Below are 24,259 nucleotides of genomic sequence, written 5' to 3' on the forward strand. Positions count from 1 at the left end.
GAAATCATTCCATATTGAGGTTTTGCAGAAGCAGATTCATGAATTCTTTTTTTCTGGTTCTGCTGACAGGTATATGTACATTATGGATCACACAATCAGAACCAACAAATCCCTCTACATGATTCATATTTACCAGATATCCCTTTGCACATCGAAAAAAATTATGTACCGCAAGTTTTTCTTCGAGTTCTTTCATCGTAATTCTTGAACAGTAATCTCCTCTCGAAGTATGATAAATTACATTATGTCTCTGCCCCTCAATAAAATAGATATCTGCTATATCTATCTTTACAACTCCTTCCCCAATCGGAATCGTAAGAAATTCTTTAACCTCAGAGCGCATACGTCCAACTGCTTTATCCAGTTTCTGCGAAAAAGAAAAGTACTCAACTGGTTTTACTACATAATCCATTGCATCAACTTCATATCCACGTACTGCATATTGAATCATATTTGTAATAAACATAATAATTACTTTCTGATCCATCTGACGGATTTTTTCTGCTGCTGTCATACCGTCCATGAACCGCATCTGAATATCCATCAGAATAATGTCAAAACCGCCACTGTAATTCTCAGTGATATCTTCGCCATCACCAAATACCGTAACCTTTATTGATCTTCCCCTTTCCGTTTGATATTTCCGGATATACTCTGTTAATTGTTTTACGTAAATTTCTTCATCTTCCACAATTGCAATCTGTATCATCCTATACCCTCCACAAGAATTGCATTTTTTGTAACTGTTCAATCACACAATATAGTCCCAGGTTTTATTGTTATTTTATAAATAACTTTTGCTTCAGTATATCACTGCTTATTTCTTGCGTCAAGTGGATGTAATATTACAAATTATAGCTGTATAATCTGGTTTTCTTTTATCATATATCCACAGTAAATCTCCTCATTCTTTAAATAGAAAGTAGAAATTCTGTTAAGTTTTCAATAGCATCTGGTTTTTCTGATAGTTCTTTCCCCATCAGTCCCTCTCCCATAATACTAGGATCCGCGCCAAGAGATACAGCGACTCGACTTGAATTCCATACAGCTTCATACATCATTTCCTGATTCTCTTTTGTTACTTTATTGAGAACGTAATAAAATGGTTTTCGAATACTTTCCGATAATTCCCCGATTTTTTTGGAAAGCTGCAGGGATTCATAAGATGGATCTATGATTATCAATATCAGATCTACACCGTTATCAATTCCACGTCCAAAGTGTTCAATACCAGCCTCCATATCCATTAGTGCAAATTGGTCTTCTGTAAGCCTGAGATTTTGGATAAATTGAGTCATAACAGTTCCCATAGCACAAGAACACCCTTCATTTGCCTGATGAATTTTTCCACTGCTCATCAGTTTTACACCGTCCTTCAGACTATAATAATCTTCCGGTATATCATCTATAGTCCAGGTTTCCTCAAAAAACTGATGAGTAAATTTTGATAACATCATATCATTTAAAACATTTTGCTTACCACCGAAATAGTCTGTAAAATCTCTGGGAAGCTTCATACCTAGCTGTCGGTGTAGACCATAATTAGATTCATCGGAATCAATTACCAAAATTTCTTTTCCTCGTCTGGCTAAAGCCTTAGCCAAAAGGCTGGTTACTGTACTTTTTCCACATCCACCTTTTCCGCAAACTGCTATTTTCATCTCTATATTTACTCCTTTTTTTTAATAATAAGCATTACATATGGCCATGCTTCAAACTGTTTTCGAAAAATAATTAAATTAATATAATGTCTATTTTGCCATTACATCAAATATCTCCTTAATTTCTCGAATTTCATCCGTAGCTGTCTTGCTGCATCCATAAGGGGATCTTCCTTCTCTGTCTGCTTCTATAACTTCTGCATTATAATGAACACATCCCAAAAAATCTTGCTTCGGGATTCTAGACCTTACAAACTTTTCATCTTCATCATTTCTGATTTTATTTGCTATGACCTTTACTTCCTTTACACCCAATTCTTCTGCCAAACGTTTTACATTTTTATAAGTCTGAACACTTCTGGCCCCCGGCTCTATCACGACGATAAATTGATCCATTCCTTCCGTTGTTCCCCGTCCTAAATGCTCAAGTCCTGCTTCCATGTCCAGGATTACTATATCATCTCTATGTAAAACCAAATTATTAATAATTCGTTTCAACATTACATTTTCAGGGCATACACATCCGCCTCCCGCAGTTTCCACAGTTCCCAAAACCAGAAGTCGAACACCATTATTTTCTTTTCCGTAAGTTTCAGGAATATCATCCACTTTTGGATTGACTTTATAAAAAGTATTACTTTTATCTGCACCTGTTCTCTCCTCAATTAACCTTCTCATTTTACTGATAGGCGTAATACTCTCCAGTTCTTCTTCTGAAAAACCCAGTGCAAGTCCAAGATTTGCATCTGGATCCACATCTACTGCAAATACTTTTTTCCCTTCTTCTGCATACAGCCGTGCTAATACTGCAGATATCGTAGTTTTTCCTACTCCGCCTTTTCCAGTTACAGCAATTTTCATCTCTTATCTCCTTAAATGCTTCTTACTCCACTTACTCCAGTTCTGTTCCTTCCGGAAGAATATATCCGCAGTTATCACATACTCCATCCTCTGCAAGTATCCCGTCTTTCACAAAGACTTCAATGCCTCCCGGTTCATGACAGCGTGGACAATCTAATTCCTGTATCTTTTTCTGATTTCTTACATCCTGGCAATTGGCAAATTCAATTTTACCCATAGTGATTCCTCCATTTTCATTCCATATCAATTTGTCTTCGCAAAAAAGTTCCTACCATACGGGAAAAATTGCTGATATTACGAATATAGGCAAAATCTTTTCCATAGATTCTCTTTTCCACGGAGAGCTCTTCTTCATTCCCTACAAAAATACCAATTACGAAAATTCCCTGATTTCTGGCCCGACGCACCTCATATGCAGTATCTTTCACAGCTCCTTCTCCGTCATAGATCTTGGGCTGGCGGGTTCCTGGTCGTTGTATGCTCATATCACAGGGTTTTCCATCACTTAATACGATTAAAATCTTATTTTTTTCCGGTCGCCCCATGAGAGAGGAAGAGACTGTTTTCAGTGCAAGCCCATCTCTGTTATTGGCATACGCCCGAAATTGAAAGATTCTTTCATTTGTTTCCCTTGGATCTTCATAATCCCGAAATCTCTGAAGTACTGTATATCCCCAGAAAGCACAGTATCCTGTCACCCGATGAGGAATTCCTGCCTGGCTTAATGCTTCACTGATAATATATCCTTGCGCCGCTACCTGAGCCTGTCTGCCAGCTTGGGAACCACTGGAATCAATCAGGACATCTATTACAAACTCAGAATCTTCTGATCTCTTTTTTCTATTAAATAACTTGTCATCGTCTGTTCTTCCAATTTTCCATAACCTTTCAGGAACAAGCTGCCCTGCATCAGATCTGCTGACAAAATCATCCTTTCGGATTATAAATGCCCGTTTCAGTGACTCTGTCAACTCAGAAATATTTCTTTTGATGATCCAGTGATTATTTCCATAATAGGCTTTATTTTTTTCAAACTGCAGCTGAGAAAAACGGTATTGATTATTTTTTATCACAGGGTTCTGTAAAATTCCATCTGTAAGATACAGGATACAGTTTTTGTGGATTCCTGTACAAAATTTCCGGTTGACTCTGGCCTGCTCCGCTTCACTTAGATACGATTTCCCGTAATTCAGTTCCACATATTCCCGTATCCGTCGCACTGCCTGTGGATTTATATTCTCCGAGCTTTCCGGAACTTCTTCATTTTCCGGAGAGAAATAAAATCTTTTTTTCTTTTTGTTTCTGATATCCAGACTCATCATCTTTTTTTTGAGATTAGAAAGATATTTTTGAATGATGTCTTCCATCTGTTCATCCGTCATGCATTCCTGCCACGCGTCATTGGCCAATGCCATATCCGGTAAATTCAGAATCTTCTCCAGATTTCCATTCCTTTTTTCAAAAGAGGGATCCAGAACATGATTATAAATCTCATCTATCACGTTTATGACATCTTCCATATTTTCCGCATCCTTCAGAGAAAGAATCTTGTACAATGAAATCTCTGCCTGTGGATCCACTCCCTCATCGTCTGTGTTCTCCAGAACATGCCTTATATACAGAAGCCTAATCCTATGAATCAGGTCTGTTCCAGCTTTGTCTGATACCTGCTCTTCCTCGGCCTTTTCCAATTCTCTGAACGCCTGTTCTCTGATTTCCTTTGTTCCCAAACGTTCTCGAATGATAAAACGATTCACTGCAGCATCCATGCATAATCCAGCAAGAGGCAAAAGCATATCTTCGCTAGCAGAAAAATGTAATTTTTTCATCAAATACATGCCAAGTTTCTTCTGATCAAAATATCGTGCAAAGGCACCTTGCTTCACTGCCTCATACAGAACCGTTTGTTTTGAGTAAACATATTTTTCTGTGTCCGGTTCAAATTCCATATCATAATCACCACTGACTGTCCAAAAAAGATTTCTGATACGATTGCTGATCTCCAGACGATGTTCTTCCAGTTGTTCCGCCGGCCATCTGACATCCTCCATACAAGTTTACCCCCATATGTCTTTTCCGGTCCAGGAAGATGGGATTCTGGTAGAAACCACATCTTCTATGATCTCTTTTTCAAATACATCAAAACTTTTATTTATGATTCCCATCTGGATTGCATCAATTGGAGAAAGTCCGCTTTTTGTTGCTTTTACAGCAGAAACCAATCCTCTCAGGTCAAGAGATTTTGTTGAGATTTCTCCATGATAAGCTTTGATCTGCAAATCCAGAAACAGTCCTGCAAAAGCTTTCAGCGCACTTTTTTTCCCATCTGGAAAATGTTGTCTTAATACAAAAAGGACACTATCCTCATCCATTTCAGGCATATCAATTACCATAAACCTTGAAACCAATGCTTCATTTAGCTCTCTGGTACCTGCGTAACCATAATTCATCGTACCGATAAATCGTGTTGCCGGATGAAGTAAAATCCTGTTATATCCTGGAATATCGATTCTGCGCCGATGATCCAGTGTGGCATGCAGTACAGAAACCGCATCATTTTTTGCCATATTGATTTCGTCCAGGATTCCAAATCCTCCAAATTCCGCGCATTGGTAGATGGGGCCTTTCCGAAGGCGAACCTCATTATTTATAAAGGTATCCGTTCCAATCAGATCGGCACTGTCTGTATTTACATGAAAAGAAATGTCGTATTCCGGTCTTCCAAATATCCATGCCAGTGTCTCACATAGTACATTTTTTCCTGTAGCTTTCGCACCGGAAAGTAACAGGTTATCTCCCTGAAGAAGCGCTGCTATTGACATTTCCAGAATCTTTTTCCCATAAAATAGGATATCCGGTTTTTCTACCCGTTCCTTTACCTGATCCTCTACCTCATAACGCATGTGAAAATCTCTCAGTTCTCCAATCAGTTCCTGCGCTATCTTCTGATCTTCTAAATATTTTTCTATTTCTGTCCAATGATTTCTCATGAAGATATTCCTTTCTTTGCAATTGGTTATACCAAATCAGATAATATTTCTGTTTACTCAATCTTCAAACTTTCAATCCTCCAACTCACAATCCTAACTTCTTTACAATTTCTCCCAGTGCACTTCTTACAGGAGAATCTTTCGGAAGCCGTATGATCGGCTTTCCAGCACAGTCATACTGATATACCTGGTCATCATGTGGTACAACCCCTAACAGTTCCAGTCCCTGATTTCGGATTTCTTCCAGAGTTCCGGCATCCAGTTTTCCATCTGGAACACGATTCACGATTAATCCAGTTTTCTGTGGTTTAAAGTTTAACTCCTTCATCAGCTTTGCAATACGTCCGGCTGCCTGAACACCTCTTCTGGAACAGTCACTTACAAGAATCGCAACTTCCATCATTGGCAGGATTCCTCTGCTGATATGTTCCATACCTGCTTCGTTATCAACCACAATATATGGATAATGGCTTTGCAGTTTCTGAACCTGGGTCTGCACAAGACCATTTACAAAGCAATAGCAGCCCTGTCCCTGGGTTCGTCCCATTACCATCAGATCATAATCGTCTTCTTCTGCAATCGCATCAGAAAGACGCATTTCCAGATATGCCTGTTTTGTCATACCGGAGGGAATCTGATATCGTGGGTCTACGCCTGCCCGCTCAATTTCTTCTCTCAGCTCTCCGAGTGTAATCTCCGGTTCAACGCCGAGCACTTCATTCAAATTCGCATTTGCATCTGCATCTACAGCTAAAACCGGATGTTTTCTATTTTCACATAAATATTGAATTAACAATCCACAAAGAGTTGTTTTTCCTACGCCGCCTTTTCCTGATACTGCAATTACATGTCCCATGTTTTTCCTCCTAAAATTCTGAACAATATGTTGACTTTTTCTTTAAATCTCATTATAGTTGTTACTATATGAATTACAATAATCAATCTGTGAGATTTGTATGGCTACTCAACACATCAGAAAAATTGTTGAGAAATCATATGATACCAAATAATACAGGAGTATATAATGTCAGAAAAAACGAGAAAACAAGATCGCCGTACCCGCTATACCAGGCAAACCATAAAAGATACGTTCTTAGAATTGTTAAAGCAGAAAAGTTTTACGAAAATTACAGTTACAGAGATCTGCAAAAATGCTGAAATCAACCGTGGCACTTTTTATCTTCATTACTACGATGTCCATGATGTATTATCAGATATTTTTAATGATATGACTCAGGATATGTTAACAACTGTAGATCATTTATTCTGTCTAAATCAAAAAAGCTGTTCCTATCCGTTCTGTCAGAAAATACAGATGGAATCACAATACAGGGCACTGTTTCTGGATGATGCAATTGCCCCCATTCTTCTGGAAAAATTAGCAGAAAATACAAAAGAAGGCTATGTGACCTGGCTTATGTCACACAGCCTCCTGACCTTTGAGCAGGCAGAATCGGTTTTTTATTTTCAAATGAATGGCTGCCTTTCCATCAACAGACTGATGCTCCGCAATCACTGTAATGACTGGCAACAGATTCAGACAACAATTGACAAATTTATCAAAGCCGGACTGGAAAGTTTTCTGATTCATGATCAGAGGGAAGAAAATGCTTCCGATAATTTTTGCAGCAAGATTTCTCCGACTGTTACTGCATCTTCTACACTCAAATAATGATCGGCATGATCTTGAAGAAATAGTTTTCCAGATGCAGGAAATTCTTCATCCGCAAACCATATCTTTAAAGTTACCGGATATCTTGGCAGAACTGGAAAAACAGCACACAGATCCGCCTTTGTCTCTGTGAATTCTGCACCCAGACTTTTACATGCTTTTTTAATTTTTTCAGGATCTTTGCCCTGTAAGAGTTTTTCCAGTTTCTGCTCTGCTGTCCGGTCAAACTTGGTTCCCCGTATCAATCCATCTTTCAGGTTACCAAAAGTAATGAGCTTCTGTGAGCCCTCTGTGCCATCGGCCATATCCAGATAATGCAACAATGTCAGATAATGCCATTCATCTATGTCTGAGTTAATATAGAATTCAGGAAGTTGAATTTCAATCGTTTCATAAAAACTCATTATCTCAAGTACATTTCGGCTGCTATGAAAAACAGTCCCGCTTTTTGCAGCAATCTCCTCTCCGGAACGATTTTGCAGCCGTTTTACTGCTGCCTGCAACATTTCCTGAAATGCACGATTTTCTGTTTGATTTTTGTATTCCATAAGTTCTCCTTTGTAAATATTTTATCGCATCATGTAATAATCAATGTCTATATTTCCTTTTAACTTGCCTGCGATCAACATATTAGACAATCCTCCGTAAGTTTTATTCCTGTATTGACTTTTCCTTTAAATTTCATTATAGTTGTAATTATATTATTTACAATCATCAAAATAAAGAATATGTACAATTTCTCAACACATTGAAAAGAACTGTTGAGAACTTGAGATGTTTTTAACAAACCAGAAATATTTTGTCTCAAAAATGTGAAAGCAAAATCATTATATCATACTACAAGGAGTTTCTTATCATGAAATATTCAACGAAATTAAGTGATACTGTTCATGTGATGGTTCTGATTGCTATCAACCAGGAAAAATCTCTCTCCAGTGCCTCAATTGCAGAAAGTGTACATACAAATCCCGGATTTGTGCGCCAGCTTATGTTAAAACTAAAAAAAGCCGGACTTATGACCAGTGTAGCCGGACATGCCCGTCCTTCTCTTTCAAAACCAGCCGACCAGATTACATTGCTGGATATTTATAAAGCAGTTGAAGGCGAGAAACCGCTGCTTCATTTAGATACTCATACCAACCCTGATTGTGGCGTTGGCATTAATATTCAGTTGTCTTTACAGGAATTCTATAATGAAATTCAAAAGGCTGCCGAAGAAAAAATGAGTACGATTACTTTACAGGACATCATAAATACCTATTATCAGCGAACATCCATGCAGATTGATTTACAGAACATTATATGACAGGAGAATATTCTTATGTACCTTCAGCAGATACGAAATGTCACCATTTTTTTTATGTTATAGTGGAAAATAATTTTTAATTGATCCTGTATTAACGCCAAAAGGAAGCTGGTCTCTTTGTTCTCTGAACCGTTATCTGCTGATGCTTTTTCCAGTAAAAGATTTCTGATTTCATCCGTAAACTGTGGAATTTCAATATCTTCATTTGCAAACAACCCACCATTTACATATGGGAACTGTGCCAGAAATTCTTCCATATATGGATCTCTGTCTTCTGGTTTTGTATCAGGCACCTGGAACAGCTCAATCACAGCTTTTCTCATGTGCCTTGTATCAAACCCTTCCAGATAATCATGGTATATAGATTAGTTTTTAAGTTAATAATTTGATTTTTGAAATTATGGTAATCTGATGAAACCGCTGATAATTTGAGTAACTTCGCTGAAGATTGCAAGTCTTTGCTTTTACTCAGTTTTTACTCAGTTTTTCCTTACTCAATACTCAATTTGAGGAAATTCTTGGTGATTTCCAGCGATGCTTGGCGGTATTTAGGACTTTTTTAGAAAAATATAGAAAAAAGCCCCGAAGACCTTATAATCACTGTGAAACGTAGTGTTTATAAGGCTTTCAGAGCCTTTAAATACTTAAATTCAGACTTATTAAAATAATATAATGAAAACTTAAGTTAATGGATTATTTACCCATCTGTTTTGCAACTTCCTCAGCGAAGTTCTCTTCTTTCTTCTCAAGACCATCGCCTGTCTCGTAGCGAACGAAGCCTTTGATCTGGATCTTAGCACCATTCTCTTTTGCTACCTGCTCTACGTATTTGGCAACGGACTGTTTTCCGTCCTCTGCTTTTACGTATGTCTGGTCAAGAAGACAGATCTCTTTAAGCTCTTTCTTGATACGTCCTGTGATCATTCCCTCGATAACCTTAGCCGGTTTCTGGGACTCCTTCGGATCGTTCTGGATCTGAGCCATAAGGATCTCTTTCTCATGCTCAATGTAGTCAGCGCTTACTTCCTTGTCACTTGTGTACTGCGGTTTCAGAGCTGCGATCTGCATAGCTACGTTCTTAGCCATCTCTTTAACAGCATCGTTAACAACATCTGTCTCAACATCTACAAGAACGCCGATCTTTCCACCCATATGAGTGTAGGAAGCGATGAATCCGTTCTGCTCCTCAACCTGAGCAAATCTACGGATGTTCATGTTCTCGCCGATTACTGCGATCTGAGCTGCAAGAGCCTCTTTTACAGTCTTAGTTGTATCAAGTGCCCATGCCTCGGCAAGGAAAGCATCGATATCAGCTGCTGTTGTGTTAAGTGCCTGTGCTGCAACATCTGCAACATAGCTCTGGAACTTCTCGTTCTTTGCAACGAAGTCTGTCTCAGCATTAACCTCAACAACGACTGCTTTCTTTCCATCCTCTGTTACCAGAGTTTTGCAGAGACCCTCTGCTGCGATACGGCTTGCTTTCTTCTGTGCTGTAGCAAGACCTTTCTCACGCAGGAACTCAACTGCTTTATCCATATCACCATCTGTAGATGTAAGAGCTTTCTTACAATCCATCATTCCGGCGCCGGTCATCTCTCTTAACTCTTTTACCTGTGCTGCTGTAATAGCCATTGTTCGTTTCCTCCTGAAATATTCTGTTTATACGAATTATTCCTCTGTAGCTGCAAACTCCTCAGACTCAGCCTCGATCTCGCCATCTGCCTCAGCAGTTCCCTGCTTAGCCTCGATAACAGCGTCAGCCATCTTGGAAACGATGAGTTTTACTGCACGGATAGCATCGTCATTTCCCGGGATTACATAGTCAAGCTCTTCCGGATCACAGTTAGTATCGCAGATACCGATAAGCGGGATTCCAAGTGTATGAGCCTCCTGTACGCAGATTCTCTCTTTCTTAGGATCTACGATAAAGATAGCATCTGGGATTCTCTTCATCTCTTTGATTCCGCCAAGGTTCTTCTGAAGCTTAACAAGCTCTTTGCGAAGCTCGATAACCTCTTTCTTAGGAAGTACGTCGAATGTTCCGTCAGCTTCCATTGTCTCGATCTCTTTCAGTCTTGCGATACGGCTCTGGATTGTCTTGAAGTTTGTAAGCATACCACCAAGCCATCTCTCATTTACGAAGAACTCTCCACAACGCTCTGCCTCTGTACGGATAGCATCCTGAGCCTGTTTCTTAGTTCCTACGAAAAGGATGTGTCCACCGTTGGCAACGATATCTGCTACTGCATTGTAAGCATCGTCAACCATTCCTACAGACTGCTGAAGATCGATGATATAGATACCATTTCTCTCTGTGTAGATGTACGGAGCCATTTTAGGGTTCCATCTTCTTGTCTGATGTCCGAAATGAACACCCGCCTCTAAAAGCTGCTTCATTGAAATAACGCTCATGTCTTTTCTCCTTTTTTGGTTAAATTCTTCCGCACAGGTCGCCTTCTCTCTGGACCCATCCTCACACCGTAGGGCACCATCCTTACAGAATCGCCGTGCGTGCTTATTTTTGCAACTTCTGAATTATAGCATAGGAAATCCCCTTATGTAAAGGGGATTTTTCCATTTTTTCTGTTTTTCAGCGCTTTCCGGAGGATTTCAGAAGTTCCAGTTCTTTTTCGGTGATCGGACGGTATTTTCCTGTCGGAAGATCTGAAGGAAGCGCCAGCGGTCCCATAGATAGTCTTTTCAGATAAGTCACTTTTTTTCCTAATGCCTCCATCATCCGTTTTACCTGATGGAATTTTCCCTCGTGAATGGTAAGTCGGATCTCAGATTCCCAGTTATTACCAGCTTCTGCAGATTCCGTACCAGACTCCCAGGTAGAAAGGATCTCCAGCCTTGCCGGACGTGTGAGATCCTTTTCCCCGATATCCACACCTTCTGCGAGCCTTGCAGCGTCTTCTTCTGTCACTTTCCCGGATACTTTTGCATAGTAGGTCTTATCTACGTGCTTTTTCGGGGAAAGAAGCTCATGTGCCAGAGGACCGTCGTCTGTGATCAGAAGAAAACCTTCTGTATCTTTATCCAGACGTCCCACAGGAAAAAGTCCCTTTCTTCTGTCCTTCTCTTCAATATAGTCAAGAACCGTTTTATCTCTGGAGTCCTCCGTTGCGCTGACACAGCCCGCCGGCTTGTTAAAAAGATAGTATACATATTCCGGTGCAGCATGGATCTCCTGCCCGTTCATAACCACCTGATCTTCTTCTGTTATTTTCAGCTCCGGTTTCTTCACAGGTTTCCCGTTAACCTGCACCTGACCCTTCTGTATGTATTTTTTTACCTCGCTTCTTGTACCTGCGCCGGCATCTGCCAGAAATTTATCCAGCCGGACTGGTTTTTCCATTAATCATTTACCTCCCATTCTGTTACATGGGCTGCCTTTGCATCTGCTCTGATAAAATCCGGGATCTCACCGGCAAATGTCATATAAAGTCCGGAATCCTCGCCAGTACTCTCCTGTCCTTCCAGAACCACTTCCATTGTGGCATCTGCATTCCAGATAGTCCATCCATTTACCAGCTGTGATGGACGGATACATTTTTTCAGGGCTTCCAGCTGTTCTTTTTTATCGTAACGGACTTTATAACCGTTTTCTGTTTCTTCAAGATCCGAAGTGGACTCAATGTCGGAAAAAGCTTCATCATCTTCGCCGGCAGCTTCGGAGCTGAAGTAATAAACATCAATATACTCAACAGGCAGCTCATCCATGGAAAGAGGATATCCTGTTTCTTCCAAAATTGCAAGTGTTCTCTTATATGACGGATACACCAGAACGGAGGTAGACACATTCTCTCCTTCCTGCACAGCCGGTACATTCATTCCCCCTTCATCCATGTAGCCTTCTGACGGAATTCCCGTATAATCGAACATCAGCATTGCACATGGCTGGTCTTTTACTGTCTGACCGCCGTTTTCCAGAATGTCCTTTCCAAGTGCCTCTACCAGTGCCTGACGCTTCTCTGCATTTTTTTCAAATAAGGAATGAATATCTCCGTCACAGAAAATACCGGTGACCTCTTTCAGATACTGTTTGTCCAGCTGGAAAAATGAATATCTGTCTTCTTTCCATGTCTGCTCATCATACAGGGCTTCCATAAGATTCTGCGCCTGTGCAGAAGATACACTATAGCTTCTGCAGACACTGAACCCCTGTTTATTTATGTAGCGTACATACATACGCCTTCCGGATCTTTTTTCTTTTTCATTCTGAAGTTTGATATCCTTCAGACTGTTATACAATGCTTTACTCTTCATCACCGGCTGATCCAGCAGACCGGAACTATTGTCTGATGTAGCAGTATACCGGATCTTATAGATTCCGTTTTCTTTTTTTTCCACATTGCAAAGCTGCTCTGTATATGAGAGATTGCATACATTTACCACAACTCCCTGAAGATTGTCATAAGCCGGAAAATAACTGTCATATCCCAGAAGATCCATTTTCATGGTCAGTGCACAGATTGCCACGAATCCTCCAAAGATCATAAGTTGCACTTTTCTGCGGAAAAATCTGTGAAAATCCATTTCGTAGATCACTTCCAGAATTCCATGGACCAGGATCGTTCCCAGTATCATTCCGAAGATCCACCATGCAGTTTTGGATGAATCTTCCGGGATCATATAAAAGATCAGACCGATACCCAGACCGGATGGTATTGTGATCAGGGCACTTAAGACCGGTTCCATCCAGGTATATACCAGTGCTTTTCCGGTATTTTCTGATCTCCGCCTGCAAAACGCCATCCATGATAATACTGCCATCACAAGCAGCACAAGAATCAGTATCATTAACTGTTTTCCATAGTTCCCGCTGCTGTATTTATCTATAAAGCTTACGATCACCATAAGGGGAGACCCCAGATCCCTCACTGCTGCCAGGATCCCGTAACTGCCTTCGTACCAGGTATCAAAAAACAAATGTCCACTTATCTGCAGCATCACTGCAAGAACGATACTGTATATAAACAGCCCTGCCCATGCAAGTGCTCCCATCAGCATGGTACCGGTGCAGGCGATCACCAGCACTGTGGAAAAATACACCAGAAGATACATCAGAAGATGGATTACCAACAGTATCAGTGCCTTTTTCATGATGGAGAGGCTGTAATATCCTCTGGCTGCTCCGATGCATACTGCAACGAATTCCATGATTATATATGGAATCAGATAATAAATAGCAGCCAGTAATACTCTGTGCAAAAACAGTGCACTTCTCCTTACCGGAAGGCTGTGATAAAAATCCACTTTTCTTGGAGAATACAGATACCAGAATCCGCTTACTGCAGCCAAAAATGCTGTTACTGCAGCAACGATCGCTCCCATTGTAAGAAAATCACTGCTCCACAAGCTTGAATACAGATAGGCAAGCTGACTCTGAGTGTAGCTACGCTCATTCCATTTTCCCATCAGAATAAGTTCCGCTACCGGAAATGCAAGGAGAAATGCGATCATGGCAAATGCCGGAATCCACCTCTGTCCTTTTGAAGAATTTTTGATATATTCGCTAGAATAAATTTTTGACTTCATAGCCTGCCACCTCCGTTTCACTGATAAAAATTTCCTCCAAAGTCAGTGGAAGTATCTCACAGAAAAGAGGATTTTTCGCTTGAACGCGCTCCATGATCTCTGTTCTTGTACCTCTTACCGTAAGAAGTAAAAGGGAACCCTGATGTTCTGTCTTAAGAACGTCCAGTTCTTTTATCAGCATTTCTTCTTTTGACTTGTCTGTAAGTACACACTGTATCTTATGAATATGAAATTTCATATCTTCCAGATCTCTGGAAAGAAGAATTCCGCCCTTATGAAGAAGGCCGATATGATCACAGATATCTTCCAGCTCACGGAGATTATGAGAGGCGATCACAGGTGTAAATTCCCGGTTCATGATCTCCGATGCAAAAAGGCTCTTTACTGCCTGGCGCATTACCGGATCCAGTCCGTCAAAGGTTTCATCGCAGTACAGATATTTCGTTCCTGCACAGATTCCCAGTATTACAAGAAGCTGTTTTTTCATTCCTTTGGAAAAAGTACTGATCTTTCTTTTTTTATCCAGATGAAACTGTTTTATCAGTTTCTCAAACTGTTCCTGTCGAAATCCCGGGTAAAAACATCTGTAATACTCTGTCATATCAGAAGCTGTATAGTTAGCCGGGATGTAGGCATCATCCGGTATGTAAAAAAACTGCTCCTTTATCTTCTCATTTTCAAAAACCGGCTGTTCATCGAGCAGTACCTCTCCGCTGTCCTGACAGATGATTCCTGCCATGATACGTAATAGCGTACTCTTTCCTGCTCCATTGGAACCGATAAGTCCGAACACTTCATGTTCTCCGATATCCATGCTTACCTGATTTACTGCCTGCACTTTACCGAATGCCTTGCTGCAGTTTCTGATCTCAATCATTGTCTCCCTCCTTGTAGCATTCTCTAATCACATGTATAATTTCCTCTTCTTCTATGCCGAAAGTTCTGCACTTCTCTGTCGTTTCTCTCAGCTCACGCAAAATTTCTTCCATTCCGATCCGCCGTATCTCGCTGCTGCCTGTAACAAAACTGCCTCTTCCTTTTACCGGATAGATCAGTCCCTGCTGCTCCAGTTCCATATAGGCACGCTGGATGGTATTGGGATTGATTGACAATTCCATGGCCAGCTGGCGGACTGACGGCATTCTGGAATCTGGTTCCATTGCCCCCGACAGGATCAGCAGCCGGAATTTCTCCACGATCTGTTCATAGATCGGCCGCCTGTCCTGATAATCCAAGAATAGCATATGACACTCCTTTCTCTGTAATATGTGTATTAAGTGTATTAATCTTTTTAATACACTTATGTTAGCATGTATGAGTCTAAACTACAATATGCCTGGTCTTAAATAAATATAAAAAATATATAAACTACCATAACAGTTCCATTTTCCCTACCCACTGTTTATTATTTTTCGTAATTAAAACATTGAAATCATCTGATTCATAAAAAAAGAATCTGCCACCAGATAAGTATGCATACGTGTACCTGAATTTCCAGGTACTTATCCTTCTGATGCAGATTCTTTTTTATATGTTAATTTTCAGTTATCTTTTCGCGGATCACACAGCCCGGTAGCCACGCTTCTCGCCTTTGCGTGCAAAATACTGATATGCACCAATCATCGCCACTGCCAGGATACCATAACTCATCAGCAGCATTCCTGCCCCGAATTTCTTTACCAACATCTCAGCATATTCTCCAAATATAAGAATCCATGTATTCGCACCTACATGCAGGAAAATGCTGACCCATTTATTACCGCCCATTTCCAGGAACCAGGCAAAGAGAGCCCCCAGAATAAACGCATAAACAGCCTGTGGGATGTTTCCGTGATAGATCCCGAAAAATGCTGCCGAGATCACAGCAGAAACCAGAACAGAAAAGTGATCCCGAAGTCTCAGATAAACCAACCAGCGGAAGATCATTTCCTCTGCTATCGGAGCAATGATCCCCATCCAGAAGATCATCATAAAAAGACTTTTTCCTGAAGTGATCTTGGACATGGTATCTCCATATGTGGTGGACTGGATCCAGTTCTGCAGAATCGCCACCAGAACATTGGCATACTGGGCAAAACCTGCTCCTGCTGCCAGAAGAAGCAGTATTTCCGGGATTGTCAGCTTCTGCTCTTCTATTGATGTCAGTCCTCCGATCAGCCTTCCCACACGGTCTTTTCTGTAAAAATACACGGCCGGAAACATTACCAGCACTCCCGTAAGTCCTGTGATCACAAGGGTATAACTATAATAAGAATCCTTTACATTCCCACTTCGTCCCATAAGCCAGAAAAGCACTGCACTTCCCAGGATCTGACCAATCAGATAGTGGATCCCTACCGGATAGAGTTCCCTCCACACCATTCGAAAAATATTCTGCCTGTGCAGAGGGGTCAGTCGAAAAAATTCAGAAGTTCTTCAGCAGAAGCTACGATCTGGATCGGCTGAGCCTTCTCAAGTTCTTCCCTGCTTCCATAACCATAGGATACTGCTACGCATTCAATCCCGCATTTTCTGGCTCCCAGAACATCGTGCTCTCTGTCACCTACCATGATCACCTGGTCTCTGTGATCAGAAAGATTCATTCTCTCCAGAGCCTCCTCAATAACCTGGGACTTCGTAACCTTCGGTCCATGCAGATCTGTTCCTGCGATCACCTCAAAATATCTGGTAAGATTAAAATGATCCATGATCTGTGTTACATAATAGGTCGGCTTCGCAGACGCAACTGCAAGACGGTATCCTCTCATCTTCAGTTCCTTAAGAGCCTCCTCTACGCCCGGATAAACTGTATTTTCAAACATTCCTTTATCTGAATACCGTTCTCTGTAATACTCTACTGCTTTCTCTGCAGTTTCCTTATCAAATCCTGCATATTTCATAAACTGTTCCAGAAGCGGCGGTCCTACAAAAACCTTCAAAGGTTCCAGTTCAAGTGCGGAAACTCCGAGTTTCTCCAATGCATACTGTACAGATTTTGTAATGCCCTCTCCGGACTCTGTAAGGGTTCCATCCAGGTCAAAAAAAATTGCTTTATACATATAATTCCTCCTGTGCAAAAATCAGTAAGTATGCCTATTGTATCACTGTTCGTCTTTTAAGTCCATGATTTCATGATACAGTTTGCCCGAACGTACAGATAGCAGGAGTTCCACCGTTTTTATATTGGATATGCCTTTGGGAATCCTGGCTGTTAATTTTTGTTCCTGCCAGTACCAGACGGATTCTTTTCCGTTGATACGGAAAGAAAAGATCTGTACAGGAATCTTACAGTTGTTCTCTTTTATGGTTAGCTGAATGTGGAAATCTTTTATTTCTGTTATAAATTCCGGTATTTTCTCTTCTGTTGTTTTTTTATTTTTTTCTTTATCTGATGCTGCATCAGCTGTTTTGTCTGTCCGGTAATAGAAAAGAGCCAGTTTCTGCTGTTTCTGGGAAGCTGGTGAAATCCTGGGACTTTTTGATACTTTTGGGGGATACGTTGGATTTTGGATTTTCTCTGGTTTTCGGGTTGGAACGGGTGTTGGACTGGCAGAAATTTTCGGTGTTAATGTTGCCTCTGATCTGTGATTTCCTGTATTTCTGTTATCTCCGCTGTTTGTCGAACCGCTTATCTGAAAACTGTCTTCCGTTCCATAATTGCTTTCATTCCAACTTATACTCCCGGTGCTCCCCGAGTTTTCGCTATTCCCGGAACCTGCATTTTCACCATTATCAGTTCCATAATAATTTCCTGACTCTGTCTGTGTATTCCCCCAATGCGTACTGTCCTGCCAGGTATCGTTATTCCCCGACCAATCTGACTCGCCATTTCCTGCTGCTGAGCCCAGCCCGGAAATTTCAACATCTCCTCCTGTATTTCCACTCTCGCTGTAATCTCCATAATCTCCGTAACTCCTGCCATCATCTATCTGACTTCCACTTCCACTATCTGCACTGTCCCAGTTATCCGGAAACTGCCCTGTTCCTTCTCCAATGTCCATGTCAAATCCACCTGTATCAAAACTTTGGAACTCACTGTATCCAGCATTTTCAGCAGAGCCATAAACCAGTTGAAAGCCCCCTGTCTGTCCTCCCAAAACTGCCATGCACAGAATAATCCCTCCCACATTTCTCATAATGTTCATACCATATTTAAGATATTTTTTTCGTCTTCTCATTGATCTCCTCCCACAACAGAAGATTTCTGCCTTTCCCTTCTTCCAACAGATTCTTTTTCTCCTTTTCCTGATAATCCTTCCATAATTTCTCGCTGGCTCCCTTCTGTTCTCTTCGGATCAGAAACATTCCATATTCTCCGTATCCATCCCTGAATCCTTCATCGTAAAGAAGCAGGTTTTCATAATACAGAGCAGCTCGTTCCGGCTCATCCAAAAGCTCTGCATTCCAGGCCAGTAATAAAGCAATATATCTCTGTTCCTCTTTTCCCTGATCGATCCTGCTCAGCTTCTGAAGTTTCTTCTCTGCTGCCTGTAGAAACTTCTGTCCGGATGCAGAAAAACCGGAATCTGTCTGGTATCTCTCGGCCTGATAATACAGATCTGTCACCTCGGCCACTGCTGCCGAAAACTCTGCAGGTTTCATGATCCCTGCCAGCAAAACCAGTACAGTCACAAAAAACATCACGCCAAAGCTTTCCAGAAAACGTTTTCGCCAGGTAACGGTACGATATCTTTTCCCCAGTTTTTCAAGAATTTTTCTGACAGAAGCCATATTCTGATACCTGTATTTCTCCTGTTTTCTCGTACAGCGAAACAGAAACCAGAAAAATTCCGGGTATAGAAAGAACATCAGACCTCTTCTGCCGCTGAGAATCTGGAGCGTTTTTCCCAAAGCAAAGATATCGCTTGCCGGACTGACCCTGCCCTGATACTGTTCCGGTGCAGCATATCCTTTTGTTCCTTCACAGATCCTTCCTTTTCTTTCGTAATTCAGCATGGCACTTCCCAGATCCACCAGATAGAGATGTCCGTTCTCAGACAGCATAAGATTATCCGGCTTCAGGTCTCCATAACAAACAGCTGGCTTTCTGCTGTGAAGATATTCCAGCACTTTCGCAATCTCATTTCCCAGCCGAAGAGTTTCCTCTATGGAAAAATCCCCTTTGTTTTTAAGAATCTCTCCAAGCGACTGGCCGCGGATATATTCCATGATCAGATAACAAAACTCTTCCTCTTCCACATAATCTACAATCTTCGGTATGGCAGGATGCTCCAGGAACCGCATCAGTTTTGCCTCCTGCTTTCTGATAATGGAAGTTTCTTTTACTGCGCGGAAAACACCAAGTTCCATATCTCTGGCAAGATAAAGACTTCCACCTCCGCCCTGACCAATCCGTTCCATCACGCAATAACGGTCTTTTAAAACTGTTCCAATCAGACAGATCACCTTCCTCTTGGTTAAAATTAATAAAAATAATAAATGGGATAAATTCCGGGGACCCCCGGAGATCGATAAATCAGATGTATTGTATTATAGCACATGATGTTCTTTTTGAAAAGTGTTTTTTTCTAAAAACAGTCCGCAGAAGCCATGCAGGGAGTTTTCTCTTTCCATGGCATATCTGCGGACTGAATAATCTCACTTCAATATTCTATTTTACCAAAATACCTGCCTTACAAATTACATACGATCCGGTGCAGAGAATCCAAGAAGATCGATGCTTGTTTCAAGTACTCTTCTTGTAAGCTGGAGCAGCTGAAGGAAGGATTCCTTCTGTGCCTGATCCTCTTCGCTTAAGATCTTGGTCTCATGGTAAAAGCTGTTAAATGCATTGGATACCTCATAGATATATGCACAGATCTTATGTGGTGCTTTTTCTTCAAAAGCGTTCTCAACCATTGCTGCAAAGCCGGAAAGCTGAAGCATCAGGTTCTTCTCACTGGCATTGACTGCCGGAAGGATCTTACCTGTACTTAAATCTCCTCCCTCCTGTACATAACGGTTCAGGATCGACTTAATACGAACGATAGTATAAAGGATATACGGACCTGTATTTCCCTCAAAGGATGTAAAGCGGTCAACATCAAAGATGTAATCCTTGGTCGCCTGGTTGGAAAGATCTCCGTATTTGATCGCAGAAAGTCCTACGATCTTGGCAGTATCCTTTGCATCTTTATCTTTTACACTGCGATTCTCCACGATCTTGCGGTACATTTCCTCATCAATGTCTGCGATCAGGTTCTCCAGCCGCATAACACCGCCTTCTCTTGTCTTAAACGGTTTACCGTCTTTTCCATTCATGGTACCGAAACCAAGGAAGGAAAGCTTGGTCTCCGGATTTACAAGACCGGTTTTTCTTGCGCAGCGGAATACCTGGATAAAATGCAGCTCCTGACGCTTGTCAACAACATAAAGGATCTCATCCGGCTGAAAGAGTTTCATACGCTCTACGATAGTAGCAAGGTCTGTAGTTGTATAGAGAGAAGCTCCGTCTGATTTCAGAAGCATACATGGAGGGATCTCCTTGGTATCACTCTCTTCTTTTACATCTACAACAAGAGCGCCCTGATCCTCATAGGCAAATCCTCGCTTCTTCATATCCTCTACCATATCCGGGATGTACGGCTGTGCATCGGATTCTTTTTTCCAGAGGTCAAAGTCTACGTTCAGGTTCGCGTAGTTTCTCTTAAGATCTGTTACAGATACATTCATGATGTGGTTCCAGAGAGCCATGTATCCTGGTTTGCCCTGCTGAAGAAGATGGGTTGCCTCAAGTGCCTCATTGCGGTAAGCCTCATCCTCTTTGGACTTCCCACTGGCACATGGATAGATCTCTTCCAGCTCGCTGATGGTAAACGGTGCTTCTGCCGGATATTCACCGGTAAAGCTGTCATCAAAATATACCAGCTCCGGTTTCCGGTGTTTCAGCTCGGTGATGATCAGTCCCATCTGAAGACCCCAGTCTCCAAGGTGTACATCACCGATCACCTTATGTCCTACAAAACGTCCGATACGCTTGATGCTCTCACCGATGATCGCAGAACGGAGATGTCCTACATGAAGCGGCTTGGCAACGTTTGGTCCGCCATAATCGATAATGATGGTCTTCGGATTCTTGGCAGTCTCAACAGAAAGCTTCTCATCCTCTGCCATCTTATTCATATATTCAGCAACAAATTCAGGTTTAACATCCAGGTTGATAAATCCAGGCTTAACAACTTCTGCCCTGGAAAAGATCTGGCTGTCTGCAAGCTGTGCAACAACATCATCTGCGATCATGAACGGGGCTTTGTGGTATGCCTTGGCTCCGGCCATAGCTCCGTTACACTGATATTCACATAAGTCAGGTCTGTTGGAAACAGTAACTTTTCCGTAGGACGGATCGTAACCTGCTTTTTCAAATGCTGCGGAAAGTTCTTCCGCCATCTGTTCCATAATCTTCTTCATGTTTCAAAACTCCTCATATCTTTATAATGTAACTTTTCTTGAACATGCAACTGCAAGTGCGCCGTATCCGATATGGCAGGCAACACTTAAGGAAAGGGGATCCATATGTATCTCCTGTCCCGGGAATACTTCCTGAAGCTCTCTCTTGAATTCTTCTGCCTCTTCCAGATTTCCGGTATAAGCAGCTTCCAGACACATCTCACCTTTTGCAGCATATTCCTGGAAACGAGTCTCCCAATCTTTCTTCATAGCCTTCAGCATGGCACGTTTCGCCTGCTTCTTGCCACGGACTTTTGCATAAGCATCCAGCTTCTCTCCCTGGATCTGAAGCACCGGTTTCAGGTTGAGAACTGTTCCGATAGCTGCTGCCGCCGGTGTGATTCTTCCGCCCTTCTTCAGATATTTCAGTGTATCCAGTGTGATGTAAATACTGGAATCAAATTTCTGATCCGTAAGGATCTTCTTGATCTCTGCGGCACTTTTTCCTGCCTCGGCAAGCATCTTAGCATCCATTACAGACTGTCTCTGTGTTACGGAAATCCGCTGATTGTCCACTACCTGAACACGACCATTATAATCAATAGCAAGTCCCATTGCTGTAGAACAGGATGCGCTCAATCCGCTTGACATCGGGATATGAACGATTTCCTCATAATCTCTCAGAAGTTTGTCCCAGAGATCACAGAGATCGGCCGGGCTCGGCTGAGATGTGGAGATCGGCTCATCTTTCTTCAGCTTCTCATAGAACTCTTCCTGTGTGAGAGTTACGCCTTCAAGGTACATTTTTTCGTTAATATAAAATGGCATCGGAATTACATAAACGCCAAGCTCTTCTGCCTGTGCCTGTGTGATACCGCTGTTGCTGTCTGTTACAATGGCAATTTTGCCCATTCTTTCTCTCCTCCTGGTCTGTTATCTCACAGTTCAAAGAATTAATGCATCAGCCCCTGATGGACTAATTCTTTGAACTGCTGTAGAAAGCCATGATGTTAGTGTATCATATTTTTTTCTATACCACAATTGGAAATTTTCCATGAAGATTCCGCAAACAGATTACTGTTCACTTCGTGAACAGTAACTAAAAAAACAGCTGCCATACAAATATTTATGCACAGCAGCTGTCACACTATTTATCAAAAATATCCTTATCTATTTATGATCTGTGTTTTATTTCATTTCTCTTACGATCTTTCGAACCGGAAGAACAAATGTCGGAGATACGGACAACTCATCCAGTCCCATCTCTACAAATCTCTCAGTAAGTGTAGTATCTGCACCAAGCTCACCGCAGATTCCGGCCCAGATACCTTCTTTGTGTGCATTGTCCACAACCATCTGGATCATACGGAGAACTGCCTCATGATGGGAATCATAGATATTATCCAGCTTTGCATTCTGACGGTCAATAGCCAGTGTATACTGGGTCAGATCATTGGTTCCGATACTAAAGAAATCAACCTCTTTTGCAAGAAGATCACTGATCATAACAGCTGCCGGAGTCTCGATCATGATACCCTGCTCCACGTCATCACGGAACGGGATCCCCTGTTCCTTAAGCTCTGCTTTTACTTCTGCTACAATGGCCTTGATCTGCTTCACCTCTGTTACAGAGATGATCATCGGATACATGATAGAAATATTTCCGAACATGCTTGCGCGGAAAAGTGCTCTCAGCTGCGTCTTAAATACTTCCGGACGGTCCAGACAGATACGGATCGCACGATATCCCATTGCAGGGTTCTCCTCATGCGCCATATTGAAATAATCGATCTGCTTGTCCGCTCCGATATCCAGAGTACGAATGATAACTTTTTTGCCGGCCATATTCTGAGCTACAGTCTTGTAAACCTGGAACTGCTCTTCCTCTGTAGGATAGTCTTCTTTTTCCAGGTATACGAACTCACTTCGGAAAAGTCCGATGCCTTCCGCATCATTGGCAAGTACATTCGCAACATCACCTGTACTTCCGATGTTGGCATAAAGGTGGAGCTTACGACCGCTCTTGGTAACAGTTTCTTTACCTTTCAGCTCTTTGAGCATTGCACGCTGTGCAAGTTCATCGGCACGCATATCCTCATATTTTTTAAGGGTCTCTGCATCCGGCCCAACGATCAGATTTCCGCTCTTTCCGTCTACGACTGCCATCTTACCGTCCATGGACTCATCGTATTCAATATTGATCAGCGCCGGAATATTCATGGTTCTCGCAAGAATCGCAGTATGTGAGTTAGAAGAACCTTTTCTTGTGACAAAAGCAAGAACCTTGCTCTTATCCATCTGTACAGTCTCACTTGGTGCAAGATCCTCTGCAACTACGATCACCGGCTCGGATGCTTCAAGCTCTCCATCTCCATGGCCGGAAAGCACACGTACCAGACGGTCTGAGATATCCTTTACATCAGCTGCTCTTGCTTTCATATAATCGTCGTCCATCTGTGCGAACATTGATGAGAAGTTATCACCAGTTGTTGCAACCGCATATTCTGCATTTACAGACTCTGTACGGATAATGTTGTGGATGGAATCCAGATAGTCATCATCATCCAGCATCATCTGATGAACCTCAAAGATTGCCGCTCCGGACTCTCCAACTTCCTGAAGAGCCTTGTCATAAAGCTTCTGAAGCTGTGCCACAGCCTGCTCTCTGGCGGCCTCCACACGCTTTACCTCTTCTTCCGGATCCTCCACGTGAACACGTTTAACACTGGCGTCAACTTTCTGGAGGATTGAGATCTTACCGATCGCAATACCGGAAAATACAGATTTACCTTCCAAAACCTTCATGAAATTATCTCCTTCTGTTATAATATTTGCCCACTTGATATATATTATAGCATATAAC

The 24,259-nt window shown here is 41.7% G+C and carries 24 protein-coding genes; 2 read left to right on the plus strand and 22 right to left on the minus strand.

Annotated elements, in window-relative coordinates; genetic code table 11:
* Positions 1-4: 4 nt before the first annotated feature.
* The 7 genes from HFM85_RS02140 to HFM85_RS02170 form a co-directional block, all read right to left on the minus strand.
* Entirely contained in the window at positions 5-709 is a 705-nt protein-coding gene (locus tag HFM85_RS02140) for a LytR/AlgR family response regulator transcription factor (RefSeq protein ID WP_019162588.1), read from the minus strand.
* A 202-nt stretch (positions 710-911) separates the two neighbouring features.
* Positions 912-1,661 carry an ATP-binding protein gene (locus HFM85_RS02145; protein ID WP_118411561.1) on the minus strand — a complete coding sequence of 250 codons (750 nt, stop codon included), beginning with the start codon at positions 1,659-1,661 and terminating at the stop codon, positions 912-914.
* A 90-nt stretch (positions 1,662-1,751) separates the two neighbouring features.
* A complete protein-coding gene (locus tag HFM85_RS02150) occupies positions 1,752-2,522 on the minus strand; it encodes an ATP-binding protein (protein ID WP_173737196.1) in 771 nt (256 codons plus the stop codon).
* A 31-nt stretch (positions 2,523-2,553) separates the two neighbouring features.
* On the minus strand, positions 2,554-2,739 hold the full coding sequence (locus HFM85_RS02155) for a hypothetical protein (RefSeq protein ID WP_173737195.1): 186 nt from the start codon (positions 2,737-2,739) through the stop codon (positions 2,554-2,556).
* A gap of 16 nt (positions 2,740-2,755) precedes the next feature.
* Positions 2,756-4,573, minus strand: a complete 1,818-nt coding sequence (locus HFM85_RS02160) for a cobaltochelatase CobT-related protein (protein WP_173737194.1) — start codon at positions 4,571-4,573, stop codon at positions 2,756-2,758.
* A gap of 6 nt (positions 4,574-4,579) precedes the next feature.
* The gene (locus tag HFM85_RS02165) at positions 4,580-5,512 is read right to left on the minus strand and encodes an AAA family ATPase (protein ID WP_173737193.1); all 933 of its coding nucleotides are present in this window, start codon (positions 5,510-5,512) and stop codon (positions 4,580-4,582) included.
* Positions 5,513-5,597: 85 nt separating this feature from the next.
* Positions 5,598-6,368 carry an ATP-binding protein gene (locus HFM85_RS02170; RefSeq protein WP_173737192.1) on the minus strand — a complete coding sequence of 257 codons (771 nt, stop codon included), beginning with the start codon at positions 6,366-6,368 and terminating at the stop codon, positions 5,598-5,600.
* Between the two features lie 168 nt (positions 6,369-6,536).
* Here HFM85_RS02170 and HFM85_RS02175 point away from each other — a divergent pair, with 168 nt between their 5' ends.
* On the plus strand, positions 6,537-7,184 hold the full coding sequence (locus tag HFM85_RS02175; RefSeq protein WP_173737191.1) for a TetR/AcrR family transcriptional regulator: 648 nt from the start codon (positions 6,537-6,539) through the stop codon (positions 7,182-7,184).
* On the opposite strand, the gene HFM85_RS02180 is transcribed toward HFM85_RS02175, so the two are convergent.
* Positions 7,106-7,732: a DUF3786 domain-containing protein gene (locus tag HFM85_RS02180; RefSeq protein ID WP_173737190.1), complete on the minus strand. Its 627-nt coding sequence runs from the start codon at positions 7,730-7,732 to the stop codon at positions 7,106-7,108. The two genes, HFM85_RS02175 and HFM85_RS02180, sit on opposite strands and share 79 nt — an antisense overlap.
* A gap of 308 nt (positions 7,733-8,040) precedes the next feature.
* Here HFM85_RS02180 and HFM85_RS02185 point away from each other — a divergent pair, with 308 nt between their 5' ends.
* Positions 8,041-8,490 (plus strand): Rrf2 family transcriptional regulator, encoded by a 450-nt coding sequence (locus tag HFM85_RS02185; RefSeq protein WP_173737189.1) that lies wholly within the window; start codon positions 8,041-8,043, stop codon positions 8,488-8,490.
* A gap of 23 nt (positions 8,491-8,513) precedes the next feature.
* On the opposite strand, the gene HFM85_RS02190 is transcribed toward HFM85_RS02185, so the two are convergent.
* The 14 genes from HFM85_RS02190 to ptsP all read right to left on the minus strand — a co-directional run bounded on the left by HFM85_RS02190 (position 8,514) and on the right by ptsP (position 24,201).
* A complete protein-coding gene (locus HFM85_RS02190; protein WP_330594689.1) occupies positions 8,514-8,852 on the minus strand; it encodes a type IIL restriction-modification enzyme MmeI in 339 nt (112 codons plus the stop codon).
* A gap of 331 nt (positions 8,853-9,183) precedes the next feature.
* A complete protein-coding gene (gene tsf, locus HFM85_RS02195) occupies positions 9,184-10,122 on the minus strand; it encodes a translation elongation factor Ts (protein WP_110102467.1) in 939 nt (312 codons plus the stop codon).
* Positions 10,123-10,158: 36 nt separating this feature from the next.
* Complete coding sequence (gene rpsB / locus HFM85_RS02200; RefSeq protein ID WP_044960678.1) at positions 10,159-10,902, minus strand: 30S ribosomal protein S2; 744 nt, start codon at positions 10,900-10,902, stop codon at positions 10,159-10,161.
* A 178-nt stretch (positions 10,903-11,080) separates the two neighbouring features.
* Entirely contained in the window at positions 11,081-11,848 is a 768-nt protein-coding gene (locus tag HFM85_RS02205; RefSeq protein WP_173737187.1) for a pseudouridine synthase, read from the minus strand.
* Positions 11,848-14,031 carry a DUF6449 domain-containing protein gene (locus HFM85_RS02210; protein WP_173737186.1) on the minus strand — a complete coding sequence of 728 codons (2,184 nt, stop codon included), beginning with the start codon at positions 14,029-14,031 and terminating at the stop codon, positions 11,848-11,850. Before HFM85_RS02210 ends, HFM85_RS02205 begins: the two co-directional genes overlap by 1 nt.
* Positions 14,009-14,908 carry an ABC transporter ATP-binding protein gene (locus tag HFM85_RS02215; RefSeq protein WP_119241010.1) on the minus strand — a complete coding sequence of 300 codons (900 nt, stop codon included), beginning with the start codon at positions 14,906-14,908 and terminating at the stop codon, positions 14,009-14,011. The genes HFM85_RS02210 and HFM85_RS02215 overlap by 23 nt, the downstream gene beginning before the upstream one ends.
* Positions 14,901-15,275 carry a GntR family transcriptional regulator gene (locus HFM85_RS02220; protein WP_119241011.1) on the minus strand — a complete coding sequence of 125 codons (375 nt, stop codon included), beginning with the start codon at positions 15,273-15,275 and terminating at the stop codon, positions 14,901-14,903. Before HFM85_RS02220 ends, HFM85_RS02215 begins: the two co-directional genes overlap by 8 nt.
* Positions 15,276-15,591: 316 nt before the next feature.
* Positions 15,592-16,392: a CPBP family intramembrane glutamic endopeptidase gene (locus HFM85_RS02225; protein WP_243873789.1), complete on the minus strand. Its 801-nt coding sequence runs from the start codon at positions 16,390-16,392 to the stop codon at positions 15,592-15,594.
* A gap of 29 nt (positions 16,393-16,421) precedes the next feature.
* Positions 16,422-17,069, minus strand: coding sequence for an HAD family hydrolase (locus tag HFM85_RS02230; RefSeq protein WP_173737185.1), 648 nt, complete (start codon positions 17,067-17,069; stop codon positions 16,422-16,424).
* Between the two features lie 42 nt (positions 17,070-17,111).
* On the minus strand, positions 17,112-18,188 hold the full coding sequence (locus tag HFM85_RS02235; RefSeq protein WP_173737184.1) for a hypothetical protein: 1,077 nt from the start codon (positions 18,186-18,188) through the stop codon (positions 17,112-17,114).
* A complete protein-coding gene (locus tag HFM85_RS02240) occupies positions 18,163-19,416 on the minus strand; it encodes a serine/threonine protein kinase (protein WP_173737183.1) in 1,254 nt (417 codons plus the stop codon). Before HFM85_RS02240 ends, HFM85_RS02235 begins: the two co-directional genes overlap by 26 nt.
* 234 nt (positions 19,417-19,650) lie before the next feature.
* On the minus strand, positions 19,651-21,417 hold the full coding sequence (gene argS / locus HFM85_RS02245) for an arginine--tRNA ligase (protein ID WP_119240368.1): 1,767 nt from the start codon (positions 21,415-21,417) through the stop codon (positions 19,651-19,653).
* Between the two features lie 21 nt (positions 21,418-21,438).
* Entirely contained in the window at positions 21,439-22,308 is an 870-nt protein-coding gene (locus HFM85_RS02250; protein ID WP_119240369.1) for a DegV family protein, read from the minus strand.
* 276 nt (positions 22,309-22,584) lie between these two features.
* Complete coding sequence (ptsP, locus tag HFM85_RS02255) at positions 22,585-24,201, minus strand: phosphoenolpyruvate--protein phosphotransferase (protein ID WP_114002607.1); 1,617 nt, start codon at positions 24,199-24,201, stop codon at positions 22,585-22,587.
* Positions 24,202-24,259: the final 58 nt, after the last annotated feature.

The sequence above is a fragment of the Blautia schinkii genome, assembly GCF_013304825.1.
Classification (GTDB): domain Bacteria; phylum Bacillota; class Clostridia; order Lachnospirales; family Lachnospiraceae; genus Blautia_A; species Blautia_A schinkii_B.